At 65.4% G+C, this 15,054-nt stretch carries 12 protein-coding genes and 3 pseudogenes; 13 read left to right on the top strand and 2 right to left on the bottom strand.

Annotated elements, in window-relative coordinates; genetic code table 11:
* Window positions 1–35: 35 nt before the first annotated feature.
* Window positions 36–474: pseudogene (locus LEL84_RS09430) on the bottom strand (Mu transposase domain-containing protein); the annotation flags it as partial.
* A 733-nt stretch (window positions 475–1,207) separates the two neighbouring features.
* Here LEL84_RS09430 and LEL84_RS24905 point away from each other — a divergent pair.
* Window positions 1,208–1,261 (top strand): annotated as a pseudogene (locus LEL84_RS24905) (hypothetical protein); the annotation flags it as partial.
* A 15-nt stretch (window positions 1,262–1,276) separates the two neighbouring features.
* Here LEL84_RS24905 and LEL84_RS09420 read toward each other — a convergent pair.
* Window positions 1,277–1,696: pseudogene (locus LEL84_RS09420) on the bottom strand (Fis family transcriptional regulator); the annotation flags it as partial.
* 68 nt (window positions 1,697–1,764) lie between these two features.
* Here LEL84_RS09420 and LEL84_RS09415 point away from each other — a divergent pair.
* The 12 genes from LEL84_RS09415 (at window position 1,765) to LEL84_RS09360 (ending at window position 14,946) form a co-directional block, all read left to right on the top strand.
* On the top strand, window positions 1,765–2,640 hold the full coding sequence (locus LEL84_RS09415) for an exodeoxyribonuclease III (RefSeq protein WP_127962509.1): 876 nt from the start codon (window positions 1,765–1,767) through the stop codon (window positions 2,638–2,640).
* 163 nt (window positions 2,641–2,803) lie between these two features.
* On the top strand, window positions 2,804–3,406 hold the full coding sequence (locus LEL84_RS09410) for a hypothetical protein (protein WP_226513887.1): 603 nt from the start codon (window positions 2,804–2,806) through the stop codon (window positions 3,404–3,406).
* 81 nt (window positions 3,407–3,487) lie between these two features.
* Entirely contained in the window at window positions 3,488–4,150 is a 663-nt protein-coding gene (locus LEL84_RS09405) for a class I SAM-dependent methyltransferase (RefSeq protein WP_226513886.1), read from the top strand.
* A gap of 7 nt (window positions 4,151–4,157) precedes the next feature.
* Complete coding sequence (locus tag LEL84_RS09400) at window positions 4,158–4,961, top strand: hypothetical protein (protein ID WP_127962512.1); 804 nt, start codon at window positions 4,158–4,160, stop codon at window positions 4,959–4,961.
* A 408-nt stretch (window positions 4,962–5,369) separates the two neighbouring features.
* The gene (gene rpsL, locus LEL84_RS09395; protein WP_004020596.1) at window positions 5,370–5,741 is read left to right on the top strand and encodes a 30S ribosomal protein S12; all 372 of its coding nucleotides are present in this window, start codon (window positions 5,370–5,372) and stop codon (window positions 5,739–5,741) included.
* A 6-nt stretch (window positions 5,742–5,747) separates the two neighbouring features.
* Window positions 5,748–6,218 (top strand): 30S ribosomal protein S7, encoded by a 471-nt coding sequence (rpsG, locus tag LEL84_RS09390; RefSeq protein WP_004020595.1) that lies wholly within the window; start codon window positions 5,748–5,750, stop codon window positions 6,216–6,218.
* Between the two features lie 89 nt (window positions 6,219–6,307).
* On the top strand, window positions 6,308–8,413 hold the full coding sequence (gene fusA, locus LEL84_RS09385; RefSeq protein WP_211538307.1) for an elongation factor G: 2,106 nt from the start codon (window positions 6,308–6,310) through the stop codon (window positions 8,411–8,413).
* Between the two features lie 105 nt (window positions 8,414–8,518).
* On the top strand, window positions 8,519–9,709 hold the full coding sequence (tuf, locus tag LEL84_RS09380; protein WP_004020593.1) for an elongation factor Tu: 1,191 nt from the start codon (window positions 8,519–8,521) through the stop codon (window positions 9,707–9,709).
* 331 nt (window positions 9,710–10,040) lie between these two features.
* On the top strand, window positions 10,041–11,585 hold the full coding sequence (locus LEL84_RS09375) for a sugar ABC transporter ATP-binding protein (protein ID WP_226514276.1): 1,545 nt from the start codon (window positions 10,041–10,043) through the stop codon (window positions 11,583–11,585).
* 25 nt (window positions 11,586–11,610) lie between these two features.
* The gene (locus LEL84_RS09370; RefSeq protein ID WP_083207263.1) at window positions 11,611–12,660 is read left to right on the top strand and encodes an ABC transporter permease; all 1,050 of its coding nucleotides are present in this window, start codon (window positions 11,611–11,613) and stop codon (window positions 12,658–12,660) included.
* Between the two features lie 74 nt (window positions 12,661–12,734).
* Complete coding sequence (locus tag LEL84_RS09365) at window positions 12,735–13,859, top strand: sugar ABC transporter substrate-binding protein (RefSeq protein ID WP_139104543.1); 1,125 nt, start codon at window positions 12,735–12,737, stop codon at window positions 13,857–13,859.
* Window positions 13,860–14,052: 193 nt separating this feature from the next.
* A complete protein-coding gene (locus LEL84_RS09360) occupies window positions 14,053–14,946 on the top strand; it encodes an SHOCT domain-containing protein (RefSeq protein WP_226513885.1) in 894 nt (297 codons plus the stop codon).
* Window positions 14,947–15,054: the final 108 nt, after the last annotated feature.

Here is a 15,054-nt window from a genome sequence, read left to right as displayed (position 1 = left end):
GCACTGGACTTACACAGACCATCTGACACCCCCTGATAGAACTTCACCAACTCGGTATCGGCACGCACCGACAAAGTCGATCCGATCCACTGCTGCGGCAGCGAATACAACGCCCGTGCGACTTCGGCGTGGAAGTCGCGGTGGACCTTGACGACCTTGAAGATCGGCACGTCGTACTCCGGCGGCATTGGTAGCAGTACCGACAGTTCGGAGTCGTCGAATACTTCCAGCGGCCGTGCACAGGTCGTGCCGTGAATGCGCAGGCCCGCAGTGTTGCTGCACCAACGGACCACCGCCTCCTGCGCTTGCGTGAGGCTGGTGAATCGTTCACCAGCCCAGAAGTTCCCGCGCACGTATTGCACGGTGCGTTCGACCCTTGGTTTGTCCTTCGGCGACCGGACCCGGGCTGGGTCGGTGATGAACCCGACGTGATTGGCTGTAGTCGAGCCAGCCATCGCTGAATCGCGGATTGACCCTGGCAGAATCGGGTCAAGCTGGTCCCATGCTCACGGCAGACGACATACGAGGACCCGAAGGTTACATAACATTCAGAGTTGCCAACCCGCGTGTAGCAATCCCGCGAGAAATCAGCGATATTAGGCAATCGTTGGTACGAGTAGGTGTAGAGCGCTTCAATTTGTCTAACCCGGTACGCCCTTGTGTCACGCCTGGCCGCTAGCGCAGTTTTGGTGATACCCGCAAGCTCCCGCCCACCCAGCGTTCGCGCCCCTGCGATGCACAGCCCCAGACGAGGTACGCGATCGAACGCGGCGAACCGCTCGCCAAGCACAAGGGTCCGCGAGCCCCGGTGACCGTGCTCCGATTTCCTAGTGCAGCGCCCGACCAGTCCGGGACTGGTAACAGGAGCACCTTCGAGACAAGCGACCACCACTCGTACGTGCGATACTTTAGAAGCATCGCAGGTAGTTCGAAGAGGTGAACTTGCCGACCCGAGTAGACAAGCCCGTATCGACGACCGACAATGTTGTAATTCATTCTTAGGCAGAAGTATTCGCTCGTGACCGACCTCACACTCGACGCGAAACGAGAGGGTGGTCCGAACGAGAGTTGTATCGATCGTCGTTGACCTGTCGACCGTCGGCACAGGGTGTCATCATTGCGTTCTTGACAGCACCCGTCACAAGATCGTCGCTAGCGCATGCGTGGGCGGCCCCGGCTTAAATGCCGCGAACTATAAGAAAGCCCGATGTCAACCTCTCACCATTACAAGAGCAATCTCCGCGACCTCCACTTCAACCTGTTCGAGCTCTTCCAGCTCGAAGAGGTGCTCGGTGCTGTTCACGATCACCCCGCCGCGCGTCTCCGCGGGTGTGCCGAGCGCGGTGGTCCCGACCATGTCCTCCCCGAACGGGACGCCGGGCGACGCGCCGATCGCGTCGAGCCGACGTTCGACGGTCGTTCCGAACGCCACCCGCGTCACCATGCGGCACTCGTGATCGACGAGCAGCAGGGACACGTCGGTGTCGGCGAGACGAGCCGCCGCGTCGTCGAGGACGGGGCGCGCTGCGTCGAGCAGGGGGTCGGCGGAACCGATGTCGTGCGTACGTGCGGGAGTGTTGTCCTCCGGCCGCACTCCCGACATCGCCGACCGACGCCACGAGTGCTCGATGACGGGACGCTGCGGCGTTCGATCGGGACGGGAAGGGAGAGTGTCGATGAGACCAACGTGACACACATCACCGACGAAGGAAAGCCCGGACGCCGCCTCGGATCGGCGTCGGTGTGTCGTACTACCGTGGGCCCATGCGCGTCGCGACCTGGAACGTGAACTCGGTGAAACAGCGGATTCCGCGCCTCCTCCCATGGCTCGACGAACGTCGCCCCGACGTCGTCTGCCTGCAGGAGACCAAGCTCTCCGACGACGCCTTCCACGAGGTCCTCGGCGCAGATCTCGCCGACCGCGGCTACGAGATCGCGCACGCGGGGCAGGGCCAGTGGAACGGTGTCGCGCTGCTCTCGCGGGTCGGGCTCGACGACGTGCGCGTCGGCTTCGCCGGCATGCCGGGCTATCCGACGCCGGAGACGCTCGAGGCCCGCGCGATTTCTGCGGTGTGCGGCGGCCTGCGCATCCACTCCCTCTACGTGCCGAACGGCCGCAGCCCCGACTCGGATCACTACACGTACAAGCTCGAATGGCTCGCTGCTCTCGCGAAGGCGGTCGCCGACCCGTCGACGACGCTCCTCTGCGGCGACATGAACATCGCGCCCGCCGACGCGGATCTGTTCGATCCCGACGCCTTCGCCGGGCACACGCACGTCACCCCTCCGGAACGTGCCGCGCTCGCCGAATTCGCGGCGTTGGGTCTGCGCGACGTCGTCCGCGACCGCTGGCCGAACGACCGCGTCTTCAGTTACTGGGACTACCGTGCCGGAATGTTCCACAAGGACCTGGGCATGCGGATCGATCTGATCCTGGCGGGGGAATCTGCGGCCGGTCGGGTCGAGGCGGCCTGGATCGACCGGATGGCGCGCAAGGGCAGCAAGCCCAGCGACCATGCGCCGGTCATCGTCGACCTCGACGAGGCGCCCGACGGGAACATCGGGCCGGTGGTCCCGCCGCCGTCGAACCCGGCGAAACCCGGTGGTGCGAAGGTCAAGCTGCCCCAGACTCCGGAGTGATCGCGCGCTTAGTTCGCGATTGTCCTGCGCCGCAGCGCGATTGAGCTGGCACTGAAACGGGATTGGCCTGTTGAGACGATTGCGGGAGTGTGTCTCTTCTCCGTTATGATCACCGCGGCCCGAGCACGGGCCGAAAGATCCTCGTGAGAAAGAGAATCCATACATGAAGCACCTCAGGGCAGGGATCATGGCGCTGGCCATGATGGGTGCAGTACTCATCGCCGTCCCCGTTGCGACGGCACACGCGGCACCGGCGACGGTGGCGCTCCCCGCAGCGTCCGCGGCGATAGCCGGGGACCACAAGAGCGTGATCGTCGACGTGCGCGGGGGCAGCCTCGCGGTCAGTCCGGCAGGGGCGCTGCAGATCCTCGATTCCCGCGGTCGCACCGTCTCGTCGATACCGCTCTCGGGGCAGATGGACGGGTTCACCGTTCCGCTGCGCGCCGGGGTCAGCGCGGACCGGTCGCGGGTCACCCTGACCCCGGCCGTCAGCCCGGACCACCGTGCGCTCCTCGACGGCGTGGCCAAGAAGGATGTCGCCAAGCGGATCACCAAGGCTCAGCGATACGACATCATGTGGAAGGAACTGAACAAGGGCTGGCGGGGGAACACGCCCTTGTACACGCTGATCGGTGGCCTCATCGGGTTCATCGTCTTCGGCTGGATCGGTGCCGGCGTGGGTGCGTTCATCGGCGCGTACATCGGGTACGGCGAGTCGAACAAAAAGGCATGGCCGTCGGTCGTCGCCTGGTTCAACACTCCGTAGGCGCACGGCTTTCCACGACCCGCCCCCTGCCCGGATCCCCGGACAGGGGGCGGCGTCGTACCCGGGTCATATCGTGGGCGCATGCGCGCCGACCCCATCGATCGACCGGCCGACCTCGACGCTGTCCGTGAGTCCTACGACCGTGTGGCCGACGACTACGTCCGACTGGTGGTGGACACCGGAATCGGCGACCCTCGCTGCCGTCCGTGGCTGAAGGCCGCACTCGATGCGTTCATCGATTCGGTGGCGGGCATCGGTCCCGTGCTCGACGTCGGCTGCGGACCCGGGACAGTGACCGCCTATCTCGCCGACCGCGGACTCGACGTGACCGGCGTGGACCTCTCGCCGCGCATGATCGAGAACGCGCGTCGCCTGCACCCGTCCTGCCGTTTCGAGGTCGGCTCGGCGACCCAGCTGGATCTCGCCGATTCATCGCTGGGTGGTGTCCTGGGGTGGTGGTCGTTGTTCAATCTCCCGCGGGACGTTCTCCCGCAGGTGCTGGCCTCATTTGCCCGCGCATTGATGCCGGGCGGCTGCTTCATCTCCGGTACCCACTCGGGCGACGAGGACGTGCGACGCACCGAGGCCTACGGCGGTCCTGTCGAGTGGACGACCCATCAGTGGTCGCCGGAGAAGTACGTCGGATTGATCGAGCAGGCCGGTCTGCGCCCCGTCGCCGAGCTCCGGCTGCCCGCCGACGAGCACGTCGGCCCCGGCCTGGTCGTCATGGCCGTGCGGGACTGAGACACTGATGCGCCGACGACTCCTCATCCACGTGGCTCGCGGTTACGGCCGGTTCCTCGGTGTCGTGCTGTCGCTCGCTCATCGAGTCGGAGGTGTACGTCTGCCGGCGGGACCGGCGTCGACCGCCGGAGTCCTCGTCGCCGCGCACGTCGCGATCGCCACGGTCTGGTTCGGGCCTCTGGGTCTCGTGATCGCCGGGATGGCCGGTGCCGCCGCAGGGATCGTCGCCCGCCTCAGTTTTCGGCACCGCCCCCTGTGCGATGAGGAGCGGCGGACCGCCGAGCTCGTCTTCGGGCCCGCCGGATGGCTCGACGACGTCATCCTCACCGATCTCGCCGGACGAAGGGGACGCGCGTTCACCGTGCCCGGGGTCGATGGGCGCATCCTCTGCAATCTCGGCGCGATGTTCGACGCGCCCCTCGGGGCCGGTCCCGCGGCCTATCCAGTGCCCGGCCAACTGCTGGTCCACGAACTCGTGCATGCCCGGCAGATCGTGGGCGCCCGGTCCGTCGCGTCGTTCCTGGCCGATGCGCTCGCGGTTCAGGCGCGGCACGAACTCGGCGAGAACGTCTACGGCATCCGGGGGACGGGTGATGCTCACCACGCGTGGGCCGACCACAACCTCGAACGCCAGGCGACGATCGTCGACCGGTGGTTCGGCGGCCAGAGTTCGCCGATTGGGCGGCCGATGGATCCGGACAGTCCGTTCGCGGCATCGATCGCGAAGGTCCGGGCCCAGGTCGGAGCGCCGGCGGGTACCGGTCGGGCGGCGGTTCGCCGAAGGCTCGACGCGTCGGGTTCGGGGGTGTAAGAGTGGACAAGGTAATGCCATGTCTCAGCGTCGCCGGACCCCAGCGCACACGACCTGTTCACCTGCAGGTCGCGCGGAGGATCCGTTTTTTGACCTGTGCAAACCCGATCGGTAGAGTGGATCGTCGGTGCCCGGCCCATGCTGGGCCAGTCCGCATGCCCGACCAACGGCTCTCGAGCCGGCCCTGAGATCGACCGACTCGGGGCACCGGCGGTCCGTGGGCTGACAAGCGAATCCGCTGTCGAGTGTATGACACGCCCGACCTCGGGGTAGCGAAAATGTACTGACCAGTGTGAATGCACTGGTGGGGCGAGTTGTGGAAGCACGCCGGAGGCGGCGTAGAGCCGAGATCCGCGAGCTTGCCCGGAGCACCAACCACAACTGACAACAAAGAGGAACGAACACCTAGTGCCAACCATCAATCAGCTGGTCCGCAAGGGCCGTCACGACAAGGCTGCCAAGACCAAGACCGCGGCCCTCAAGGGAAGCCCGCAGCGTCGTGGCGTGTGCACCCGCGTCTACACCACCACCCCCAAGAAGCCGAACTCGGCGCTGCGCAAGGTCGCCCGTGTGCGCCTGACCAGCTCGGTCGAGGTCACCGCCTACATCCCCGGCGAAGGCCACAACCTGCAGGAGCACTCGATGGTGCTCGTCCGCGGCGGTCGTGTGAAGGACCTCCCGGGTGTGCGCTACAAGATCATCCGCGGCTCGCTCGACACCCAGGGTGTCAAGGACCGCAAGCAGGCTCGCAGCCGCTACGGCGCCAAGAAGGGGAACTGATAAGTCATGCCACGTAAAGGACCCGCTCCCAAGCGCCCCCTCATCAACGATCCCGTCTACGGTTCGCCGCTGGTCACCCAGCTGGTCAACAAGATCCTGCTGGACGGCAAGAAGTCGACCGCCGAGCGCATCGTCTACGGCGCCCTCGAGCAGGCTCGCGACAAGACCGGCACCGATCCGGTCGTCACCCTCAAGCGCGCTCTCGACAACGTGAAGCCCACCCTCGAGGTGAAGAGCCGCCGCGTCGGTGGTGCCACCTACCAGGTGCCGATCGAGGTCAAGCCGAACCGCGCCAACACCCTCGCGCTCCGCTGGCTCGTCAGCTTCAGCCGTCAGCGTCGTGAGAAGACCATGGTCGAGCGTCTCGCCAACGAGTTGCTGGACGCGTCCAACGGTCTCGGTGCTTCGGTGAAGCGCCGCGAGGACACCCACAAGATGGCCGAGGCCAACCGGGCGTTCGCGCACTACCGCTGGTGACACCAACCGTCCGCGGCGTCGGGGAACACGACGCCGCGGACGGTTCCACCTCAGACCCAACACCTCTAGCGAAAATGCGAGGCGATTAAGTGGCACAGGAAGTGCTCAGCGACCTGAACAAGGTTCGCAACATCGGCATCATGGCCCACATCGATGCCGGCAAGACCACCGCCACCGAGCGAATCCTCTTCTACACCGGTGTGAACTACAAGATCGGTGAAACCCACGACGGTGCCTCGACCACCGACTGGATGGAGCAGGAGAAGGAGCGGGGGATCACCATCACCTCCGCGGCGGTGACGTGTTTCTGGAACAAGAACCAGATCAACATCATCGACACCCCCGGCCACGTCGACTTCACCGTCGAGGTGGAGCGCAGCCTCCGCGTGCTCGACGGCGCGGTCGCCGTGTTCGACGGCAAGGAAGGCGTCGAGCCGCAGTCCGAGCAGGTCTGGCGGCAGGCGGAGAAGTACGACGTCCCGCGTATCTGCTTCGTCAACAAGATGGACAAGCTCGGTGCGGACTTCTTCTTCACCGTGCGCACCATCGAGGAGCGCCTCGGCGCCAAGCCGCTGGTCCTGCAGCTGCCGATCGGCGCCGAGGACAACTTCGACGGCGTCGTCGACCTCATCGAGCAGAAGGCGATCACCTGGCGCGGAACCGTCGAGATCGGCGCTGCGCCGACCTTCGAGGAGATCCCCGCCGACCTGGTCGATCAGGCTGCGGAGTACCGCGAGAAGCTCCTCGAGACGGTCGCCGAGACCGACGAGGCCCTGCTCGAGAAGTACTTCGGCGGCGAAGAGCTGACCACCGAGGAGATCAAGGGCGCGATCCGCAAGCTCACGATCGCCCGTGAGTTCTACCCGGTGATCTGTGGCTCGGCGTTCAAGAACAAGGGCGTGCAGCCCATGCTCGACGCGATCATCGACTACCTGCCGTCCCCGCTGGACGTGCCGTCGGTCGAGGGTCACGCCGTGGGCGACGAGGAGGAGATCCTCTCGCGCAAGCCGTCCGCGGACGAGCCGTTCTCGGCTCTCGCGTTCAAGATCGCGGCTCACCCGTTCTTCGGCAAGCTCACCTTCGTGCGCGTGTACTCCGGCAAGATCAACGCCGGCACCCAGGTGCTCAACGCCACCAAGGGCAAGAAGGAGCGCGTCGGCAAGCTCTTCCAGATGCATGCCAACAAGGAGAACCCGGTCGAGGACGCCACCGCGGGCCACATCTACGCGATGATCGGTCTCAAGGACACCACCACCGGTGACACCCTGTGCGATTCGGCGTCGCCGATCGTGCTCGAGTCCATGAGCTTCCCGGACCCGGTCATCAACGTCTCGATCGAGCCGAAGACCAAGTCCGACCAGGAGAAGCTGGGCACCGCGATCCAGAAGCTCGCCGAAGAGGACCCGACCTTCTCGGTCCAGCTCGACGAGGAGACCGGCCAGACCGTCATCGGCGGTATGGGCGAGCTCCACCTCGACATCCTCGTCGACCGGATGAAGCGCGAGTTCAAGGTCGAGGCCAACGTCGGCAAGCCGCAGGTGGCCTACCGCGAGACCATCCGCAAGACGGTCGAGAAGCACGAGTTCACCCACAAGAAGCAGACCGGTGGATCGGGCCAGTTCGCGAAGGTCATTATCAAGCTCGAGCCCCTGGTGGACGCCGAGGACGGTGCGACCTACGAGTTCGCCAATGCGGTCACCGGTGGACGCGTCCCGCGCGAGTACATCCCGTCGGTGGACGCCGGTGCCCAGGACGCCATGCAGTACGGTGTCCTCGCCGGATACCCGCTGGTGAACCTGAAGGTCACCCTGCTCGACGGTCAGTACCACGACGTCGACTCCTCGGAGATGGCGTTCAAGATCGCCGGCTCGCAGGCCCTGAAGGAAGCTGCGCGGATGGCCGGTCCGGTCATCCTCGAGCCCCTGATGGCCGTCGAGGTCACGACTCCCGAGGACTACATGGGTGACGTGATCGGCGACCTGAACTCCCGCCGTGGCCAGATCCAGGCCATGGAGGAGCGCAGTGGTGCGCGTGTCGTGAAGGCACAGGTGCCGCTGTCGGAGATGTTCGGCTACATCGGAGACCTCCGGTCGAAGACCCAGGGCCGGGCGAACTACTCCATGGTGTTCGATTCGTACGCGGAGGTTCCCGCGAACGTGTCGAAGGAAATCATCGCGAAGGCCACCGGCGAGTAAACCCGGTCCTAGCGACATGCGCCGACCAGTTCTGCGCACCAACGTAAGAAGAAAACCCCTGCTGGGATCCGCCCAGTAGAGCAACAAGTCCAGGAGGACAATCAAGTGGCGAAGGCGAAGTTCGAGCGGACCAAGCCGCACGTGAACATCGGCACCATCGGTCACGTCGACCACGGCAAGACCACGCTGACCGCGGCCATCACCAAGGTGCTGCACGACAAGTACCCGGACCTCAACAAGAGCTTCGCGTTCGATCAGATCGACAAGGCTCCCGAGGAAAAAGCTCGCGGTATCACGATCAACATCTCGCACGTCGAGTACGAGACCGAGAAGCGTCACTACGCCCACGTCGACGCCCCCGGTCACGCCGACTACATCAAGAACATGATCACCGGTGCTGCCCAGATGGACGGCGCGATCCTCGTGGTCGCCGCCACCGACGGCCCGATGCCGCAGACCCGCGAGCACGTGCTGCTGGCCCGCCAGGTCGGTGTGCCCTACATCCTGGTCGCCCTGAACAAGGCCGACATGGTCGACGACGACGAGATCATCGAGCTCGTCGAGATGGAGGTCCGCGAACTGCTGGCCGCCCAGGAGTTCGACGAGGAAGCCCCGGTCGTCAAGGTCTCGGCTCTCAAGGCCCTCGAGGGTGACCCCGAGTGGACCAAGTCGGTCGAAGAGCTCATGGCTGCCGTCGACGAGTCGATCCCGGACCCGGTCCGCGAGACCGAGAAGCCGTTCCTCATGCCCGTCGAGGACGTCTTCACCATCACCGGCCGCGGCACCGTGGTCACCGGTCGTGTGGAGCGCGGCGAGGTCAACGTGAACGAGGAAGTCGAGATCGTCGGCATCCGCGAGAAGAGCACCAAGACCACCGTCACCGGTATCGAGATGTTCCACAAGCTCCTCGATTCGGCACAGGCAGGCGACAACGCCGGTCTGCTGCTCCGCGGCCTCAAGCGTGAGGACGTCGAGCGCGGTCAGGTCATCGTGAAGCCGGGCACCACGACCCCGCACACCGAGTTCGAGGGCCAGGCGTACATCCTGTCCAAGGACGAGGGCGGCCGTCACACCCCGTTCTTCAACAACTACCGTCCGCAGTTCTACTTCCGTACCACGGACGTGACCGGCGTCGTGACCCTCCCCGAGGGCACCGAGATGGTCATGCCGGGCGACAACACCGAGATGAGCGTCAAGCTCATCCAGCCGGTCGCCATGGACGAGGGCCTGCGTTTCGCCATCCGCGAGGGTGGCCGCACCGTCGGTGCGGGTCGAGTCACCAAGATCACCAAGTGATCTCGTTCTGACTCACTGACTCACTGAGTCGAAGGCGCCCGGTCACGAAAGTGGCCGGGCGCCTTTGTCATGCCCGGTCACCATGTGGCCGGGCACTTTTCGTGCGTCGACACCACCGCGCACGGCCTGCCGCGTTTCTTGACGCGCCGATCACTAAGATTCACGCCTCAGCGAAGGGTCTGACGACCCCGCTGGACTCTAGCGTCTCGAGGGCCGCTGCGCCCCAACTTTTTAAAGTTTCGCAGACTGCTGGACAGATCTATGTACATAGTTCACTATGATCCAGATAACACAGGTCGGGATAAAGTAACTATGATCACGTGAGGTGCTGATGGTCGAGGCGCTCGAGGTTGCGAACCTCTCCAAATCTTTCGGTGGCCAGCGGGCGCTGGCCGACGTCTCGCTCTCCCTCGGCCCCGGCGAGATACGCGCGCTGGTCGGTCAGAACGGGTGTGGCAAGTCGACTCTGATCAAGGTCCTCGCGGGTTACCACGAGCCGGATCCGGGTGCAACGATCCTCGTCTGCGGGAACGAGCTGCACCTCGGTGTGCCCGGCAGCGGTGAGACCGCCGGCCTTCGGTTCGTCCATCAGGAACTGGGTCTCGTCGGCTCCCTGGACGTGGTCGACAACATGGCCCTCGGCCACGGCTACCGGCGAACGCGTGTGGGCACCATCGATTTTCGCGCTGAGCGTCGGCACGCACGATCAGCGTTGGACGAGCTGGGCATCGACCTCGACCTCAGGAAGCGCGCGTCCGACCTGAGTATGAGTGAGCGGACGATGCTCGCGATGGCGCGCGCGGTCCAGGGCGGCAGCGGTTCGGCCAAGGTGCTGGTGCTCGACGAGCCCACCGCCAATCTCCCGGCAGCAGAGGCCATTCGGCTGTTCGACCTGGTGCGCAGAATCCGCGACTCCGGCGTGGCGGTGCTGTTCGTCTCCCATCACTTGCCGGAGGTCTTCGACCTCTGTGACACGGTCACCGTCCTGCGGGACGGCAACGTGGTGACCACGCGTCCGCTGACGGGCCTCGACGAGGACGCGCTGGTTGCGCTCATGATCGGGAGCCGAACGCCCGCAACCCCATCCGCGGCGCCGGTCAGACCGCCGACCGCGCCGCCTGCCGGCGGTGTCGAGCGGTCGGCAATGCTCGATGTGACGCAGATGTCGTGCGGGAACCTCACCGGATTCGATCTCTCTGTCGGGGCGGGTGAGGTCGTCGGGATCGCCGGGATCACCGGTTCCGGACGCGAATCGGTCGTTCCGGCACTGTTCGGCGGGATCGGCCGGGTCGGCACCGTGACAGTCGACGGTGTGATCGTGCGCGCCGACCGGCCGGACGTCTCGATGGCGGCCGGGATGGGATGTGTGCCGGCGGAACGGTTGGCGAACGCCGCGTTCGCGACGGCGTCGCTCCGGGAGAACGTTTCCGTGGCTGACCCCTGGGCCCACGCCACGGCGGGATTTCTTCGCCTGAAGCGCGAAAAGTCCGATGTGGCAACGTGGCTCGACCGGCTCGGGGTACGCCCGGCCGGCGACACCGAACGTCAGCTCGGCACCCTCAGCGGTGGCAACCAGCAGAAGGTGATGCTCGCGCGTTGGCTTCGCCGCCATCCCCGGGTTCTCCTGCTCGACGAACCGACACAGGGTGTCGATGTCGGCGCGCAAGCCGACATCCATGCGCTCATCGATGACGCCGCATCGGCCGGAGCTGCGGTGCTCGTCGTCTCCACCGACCACGCCGAGCTGACTCGTCTGTGCGACCGGGTCGTCGTCCTCGCGGCGGGACGGATCGTCGATGAACTCCGGCGGCCGAACATCGATCCCGACGAGCTGACCGCCTCGACGCTCAAGACCTCCGCTCACGTACATGCGTAAGACCTCAGAACCGAAAGGACCCGCGATGACCACACAGTCATCCGAAGAAGTGCCGACCGCGTCCCGTGGCGGTGGTGCCGACGGCGGTACGCCCGCGGGCCCGGGCGGGCTCGGCCCCGAATCGGCCCGACGTCGGCGCGTGGTGTCCCTGGGCCTTGATCGGTTCAGCGGCATCTACGTGTGGGTGGCCATCATCGTGTTGTTTGCGCTGTGGATCCCGGACACTTTCCTCACCGAGGGCAACCTCAGGATCATCGCCGGTGATCAGGCCATCACCGCGATCCTGGCGATCGGTCTGATCGTGCCGCTGGCGGCCGGGGTCTTCGACCTCTCCATCGCAGGCGTGATGGGCTTCTCGGTCGCCATGGTCTCGTATCAACTGTCCCTGGGGATCAGCGCGACGGTCGCGATACTCACCACGCTGCTGTGCGGAGCCCTCATCGGTGCCGTCAACGGCTTCGTGGTCGTCCGGCTGAAGGTGGACTCCTTCATCGCGACGCTGGGAATGTCGAGCATCATGCTGGCGGGGACGTACTGGGTCACCGACGGCAAACAGATCACCGAGGGGTTCACCGACGGTTTCCTCGGGCTCGGAAGCGGTATGTTCCTGGGTCTTCCGTTGCCGTTCTACTACATGGTCGTCGTGGCAGCCGTCATGTACGTCCTCCTCGAGAAGACGCCCCTGGGCCGGTACCTGTACGCGACCGGCGGCAATCGCCAGGCCGCACGCCTGGCAGGTCTGCGCGTCGAGCGGATCATGTTCGGCTCCCTGGTCACGTCCGCGACCGTGGCGGCGCTGGCCGGCGTCGTGCTGGCCGCCAAGCTCGGCACGGCTGCGCCCGACATCGGGCCGTCGTACTTGTTGCCGGCGTTCTCGGCGGTCTTCCTGGGCTCGACACAGATACGGGCGGGACGAGTCAACGTGCTGGGCACCCTCGTCGCCATCTACCTGCTGGCCACCGGGGTCAAGGGACTCCAGCTCGCGGGCGCGCCGAGCTTCGTCAACGACCTCTTCAACGGCCTCGCCCTCATCATCGCGGTCGCGCTGGCCGCCCGTACGGCACGACGTTCGTGACGAACGCTCGCTGCCTCCTTCTGCCGCTGCGGCGGATCCCCATCGGCCGAGAGGCCATCGTGAAAGGAAACCGAGTGAGAACCAAGTCCTGGGTGCAGACGATGATCGCGGTGGCCGCCGTCGGTGCCGTCGCCACCGCCTGCTCGAGTGCCGACGGTGGGGGTTCGGGTGAGCCCGCAGATGTCTCGGCGGCGCGTAGCGTCGCGGATCAATACGAAAGTCCCCCTGATGGATTGGTGCTCACAACTCCGCTGAGTCGCGCTCCGCAAGCGGGTAAGTACGTGATCAGCATCGAGACGCCACAACCGATCTCGAGTGCAAAGGACGACGCGATCCAACAGGCCGCGGATCTCCTGGGGTGGCGCTACCAGCGAATCCTGCAGGGTACTGACGCCGATGCCGGTCCGAAGGCGATGGACCAGGCGATCGCTCTCGGGCCGGACGCGATCCACATCTCGGGCACGCCGCTGTCGATGTTGTCGACGCAGATCGAACGCGCCTCGGACGCCGGGATTCCGGTCATCGCCGACAGTGTGGGCGACGATCCGGTGCCCGGGGTGATCTCGACCTCGCTCGACGGCACCAAGCAGGTCCAGGAATGGGGCAAGATGGTCGCGAGTCAGGTCGTCGCCGACAGCGATGGTGAGGCCAACATCGCCGTCTTCACCATCACCGACTACCCGATCCTCAATGTCTTCACCGATGCCTTCACCGCACAGATGAAGACACTCTGCCCCGGCTGTCGTGTCGAGATGATCAATCAACAGGTGACCGACCTGGGTACCAAGACGCCTCAGAGTGTGGTCAGCACGCTGCAACGTGATCCCGAGATCAACTATGCGCTCTTCTCGTTCGGGGACCTGGTGCTGGGCGTGGACGCGGCGCTTCGGGCCGCGGGGCTCCAAGATCAGGTGCGATTCGCCGGTCAGACGCCGACGCCGGCCAACCTCGCATCACTGAAAGACGGAGACGACAGTGTGTGGGTCGGCTTTCCGGTGCAGATCCTCGGCTGGCGTGTGATCGACATGCTTGCCAGGCAGTTCAACGGCGACGATCTGAAACCAGCCGATGATGCGTTCTTGCCGACGCAGTTGCTCAACAGTGACAACATCGGGACTGCGGTTCTCGATCCGCAGACGGGGTTCTACGTCGGCGTGGCCGACTATCAGGACCAGTTCGAAAAGCTCTGGCTCAAGTAGCGCGCACCAGGCGCGGTCACGTCAGGCGCTCGGTCACATGTGTGACCGAGCGCCTCGCGTGGTACGGCCAGTGAGGCGAGGCGCGCTCCCTGGTTCTCGCGACAGATTCACGCACGACGCGCCTGTCGTTCCATGGCTGGACTCAGTTCCGTAAGGGCTTCCGCCGCCGCAGGTCCGCGCATAGAGTTCGCGCATGACCATGTTCGGAGAGTCGGGGACCGGGCCACGTGTTCCCGCCCATGTGTGGAGTGCCGTGGGCACTTTCGCGTTTGTCATGCTGTGCGGGATCGTCGGTCCGATCTTCCTCGTCGCCTACTTCGTGATCGATGCACCCGACACGGAGTGGATGCTGTGGACCGGGATCGGCATCACCGTGCTCGATGTCGTTCTCGGCGTTGCCATCGCGTGGTTCAACTATCGGGGTGGCGCGAAGCTGGAACGCCTCCGGGCCGCCGGGGTGTTCGGCATCGCCGAGATCACCTCGGTCGGTCAGACGAATGTCGAGATCAACGACCAGCCGCTGATGAAGCTCGGGCTCCGGATCCACGCCGAGGGACTCGCTCCGTTCGAGGTGTCGACGAGGAAGGTCGTGCCGCATTACCAGCAGCCGCTGCTGCACGCCCGTCGGTTGGCCGTGATGGTCGATCCCGAGTCCCAGGACTTCGAGATCGACTGGCAGGCAACCGCTTTGCTCGCCGGTTCGGTGCCGGCCAGGTTCACCTCCGAAGAAGACGGCCGGACCTACGATCTCACCGGCCAGGCGGAACCGTTGGGGGAGATCCTGCAGATCCTCGGACGTCACGGGGTGGCGGGCAGTGGCGTGATCGATCTGCGGTCCAATCCCGCGGCCCGAGCGGAAGTCATGGAGGTCGTGCGCGGCTGGGCGGGAGTCCGGGCGGATTCGGCGAGCTCGTCTCGGATGGACCCCCCGTCGTTCACCAAGGCCGGTGGCGGGTCGGGCCGGGGTGGTGACCCGGGCCGTTCGCCGGCCGAACGGCTCGCGTCGCTGGACGAACTGCGCCGCACCGGCGCGGTCACCGAGGAGGAGTACGCGCGGGCGCGTCAGCGCATCGTCGACGATCTCTGAGGATGCGTGGATGGTCTGTAACAAGGTGAATCCACTGCCACATACGCCACTTGATTCACTGTAGTCACTCTGGTCACCACTCGATATCGATGTCGATGCCCTAGGGTC

The sequence above is a fragment of the Gordonia sp. WA4-43 genome (genome assembly GCF_020520305.1).
Classification (GTDB): Bacteria; Actinomycetota; Actinomycetes; order Mycobacteriales; family Mycobacteriaceae; genus Gordonia; species Gordonia hongkongensis.
The sequence above is the reverse complement of the archived record's forward strand: the minus strand, read 5'-3'. Positions and strand labels throughout refer to the sequence as shown.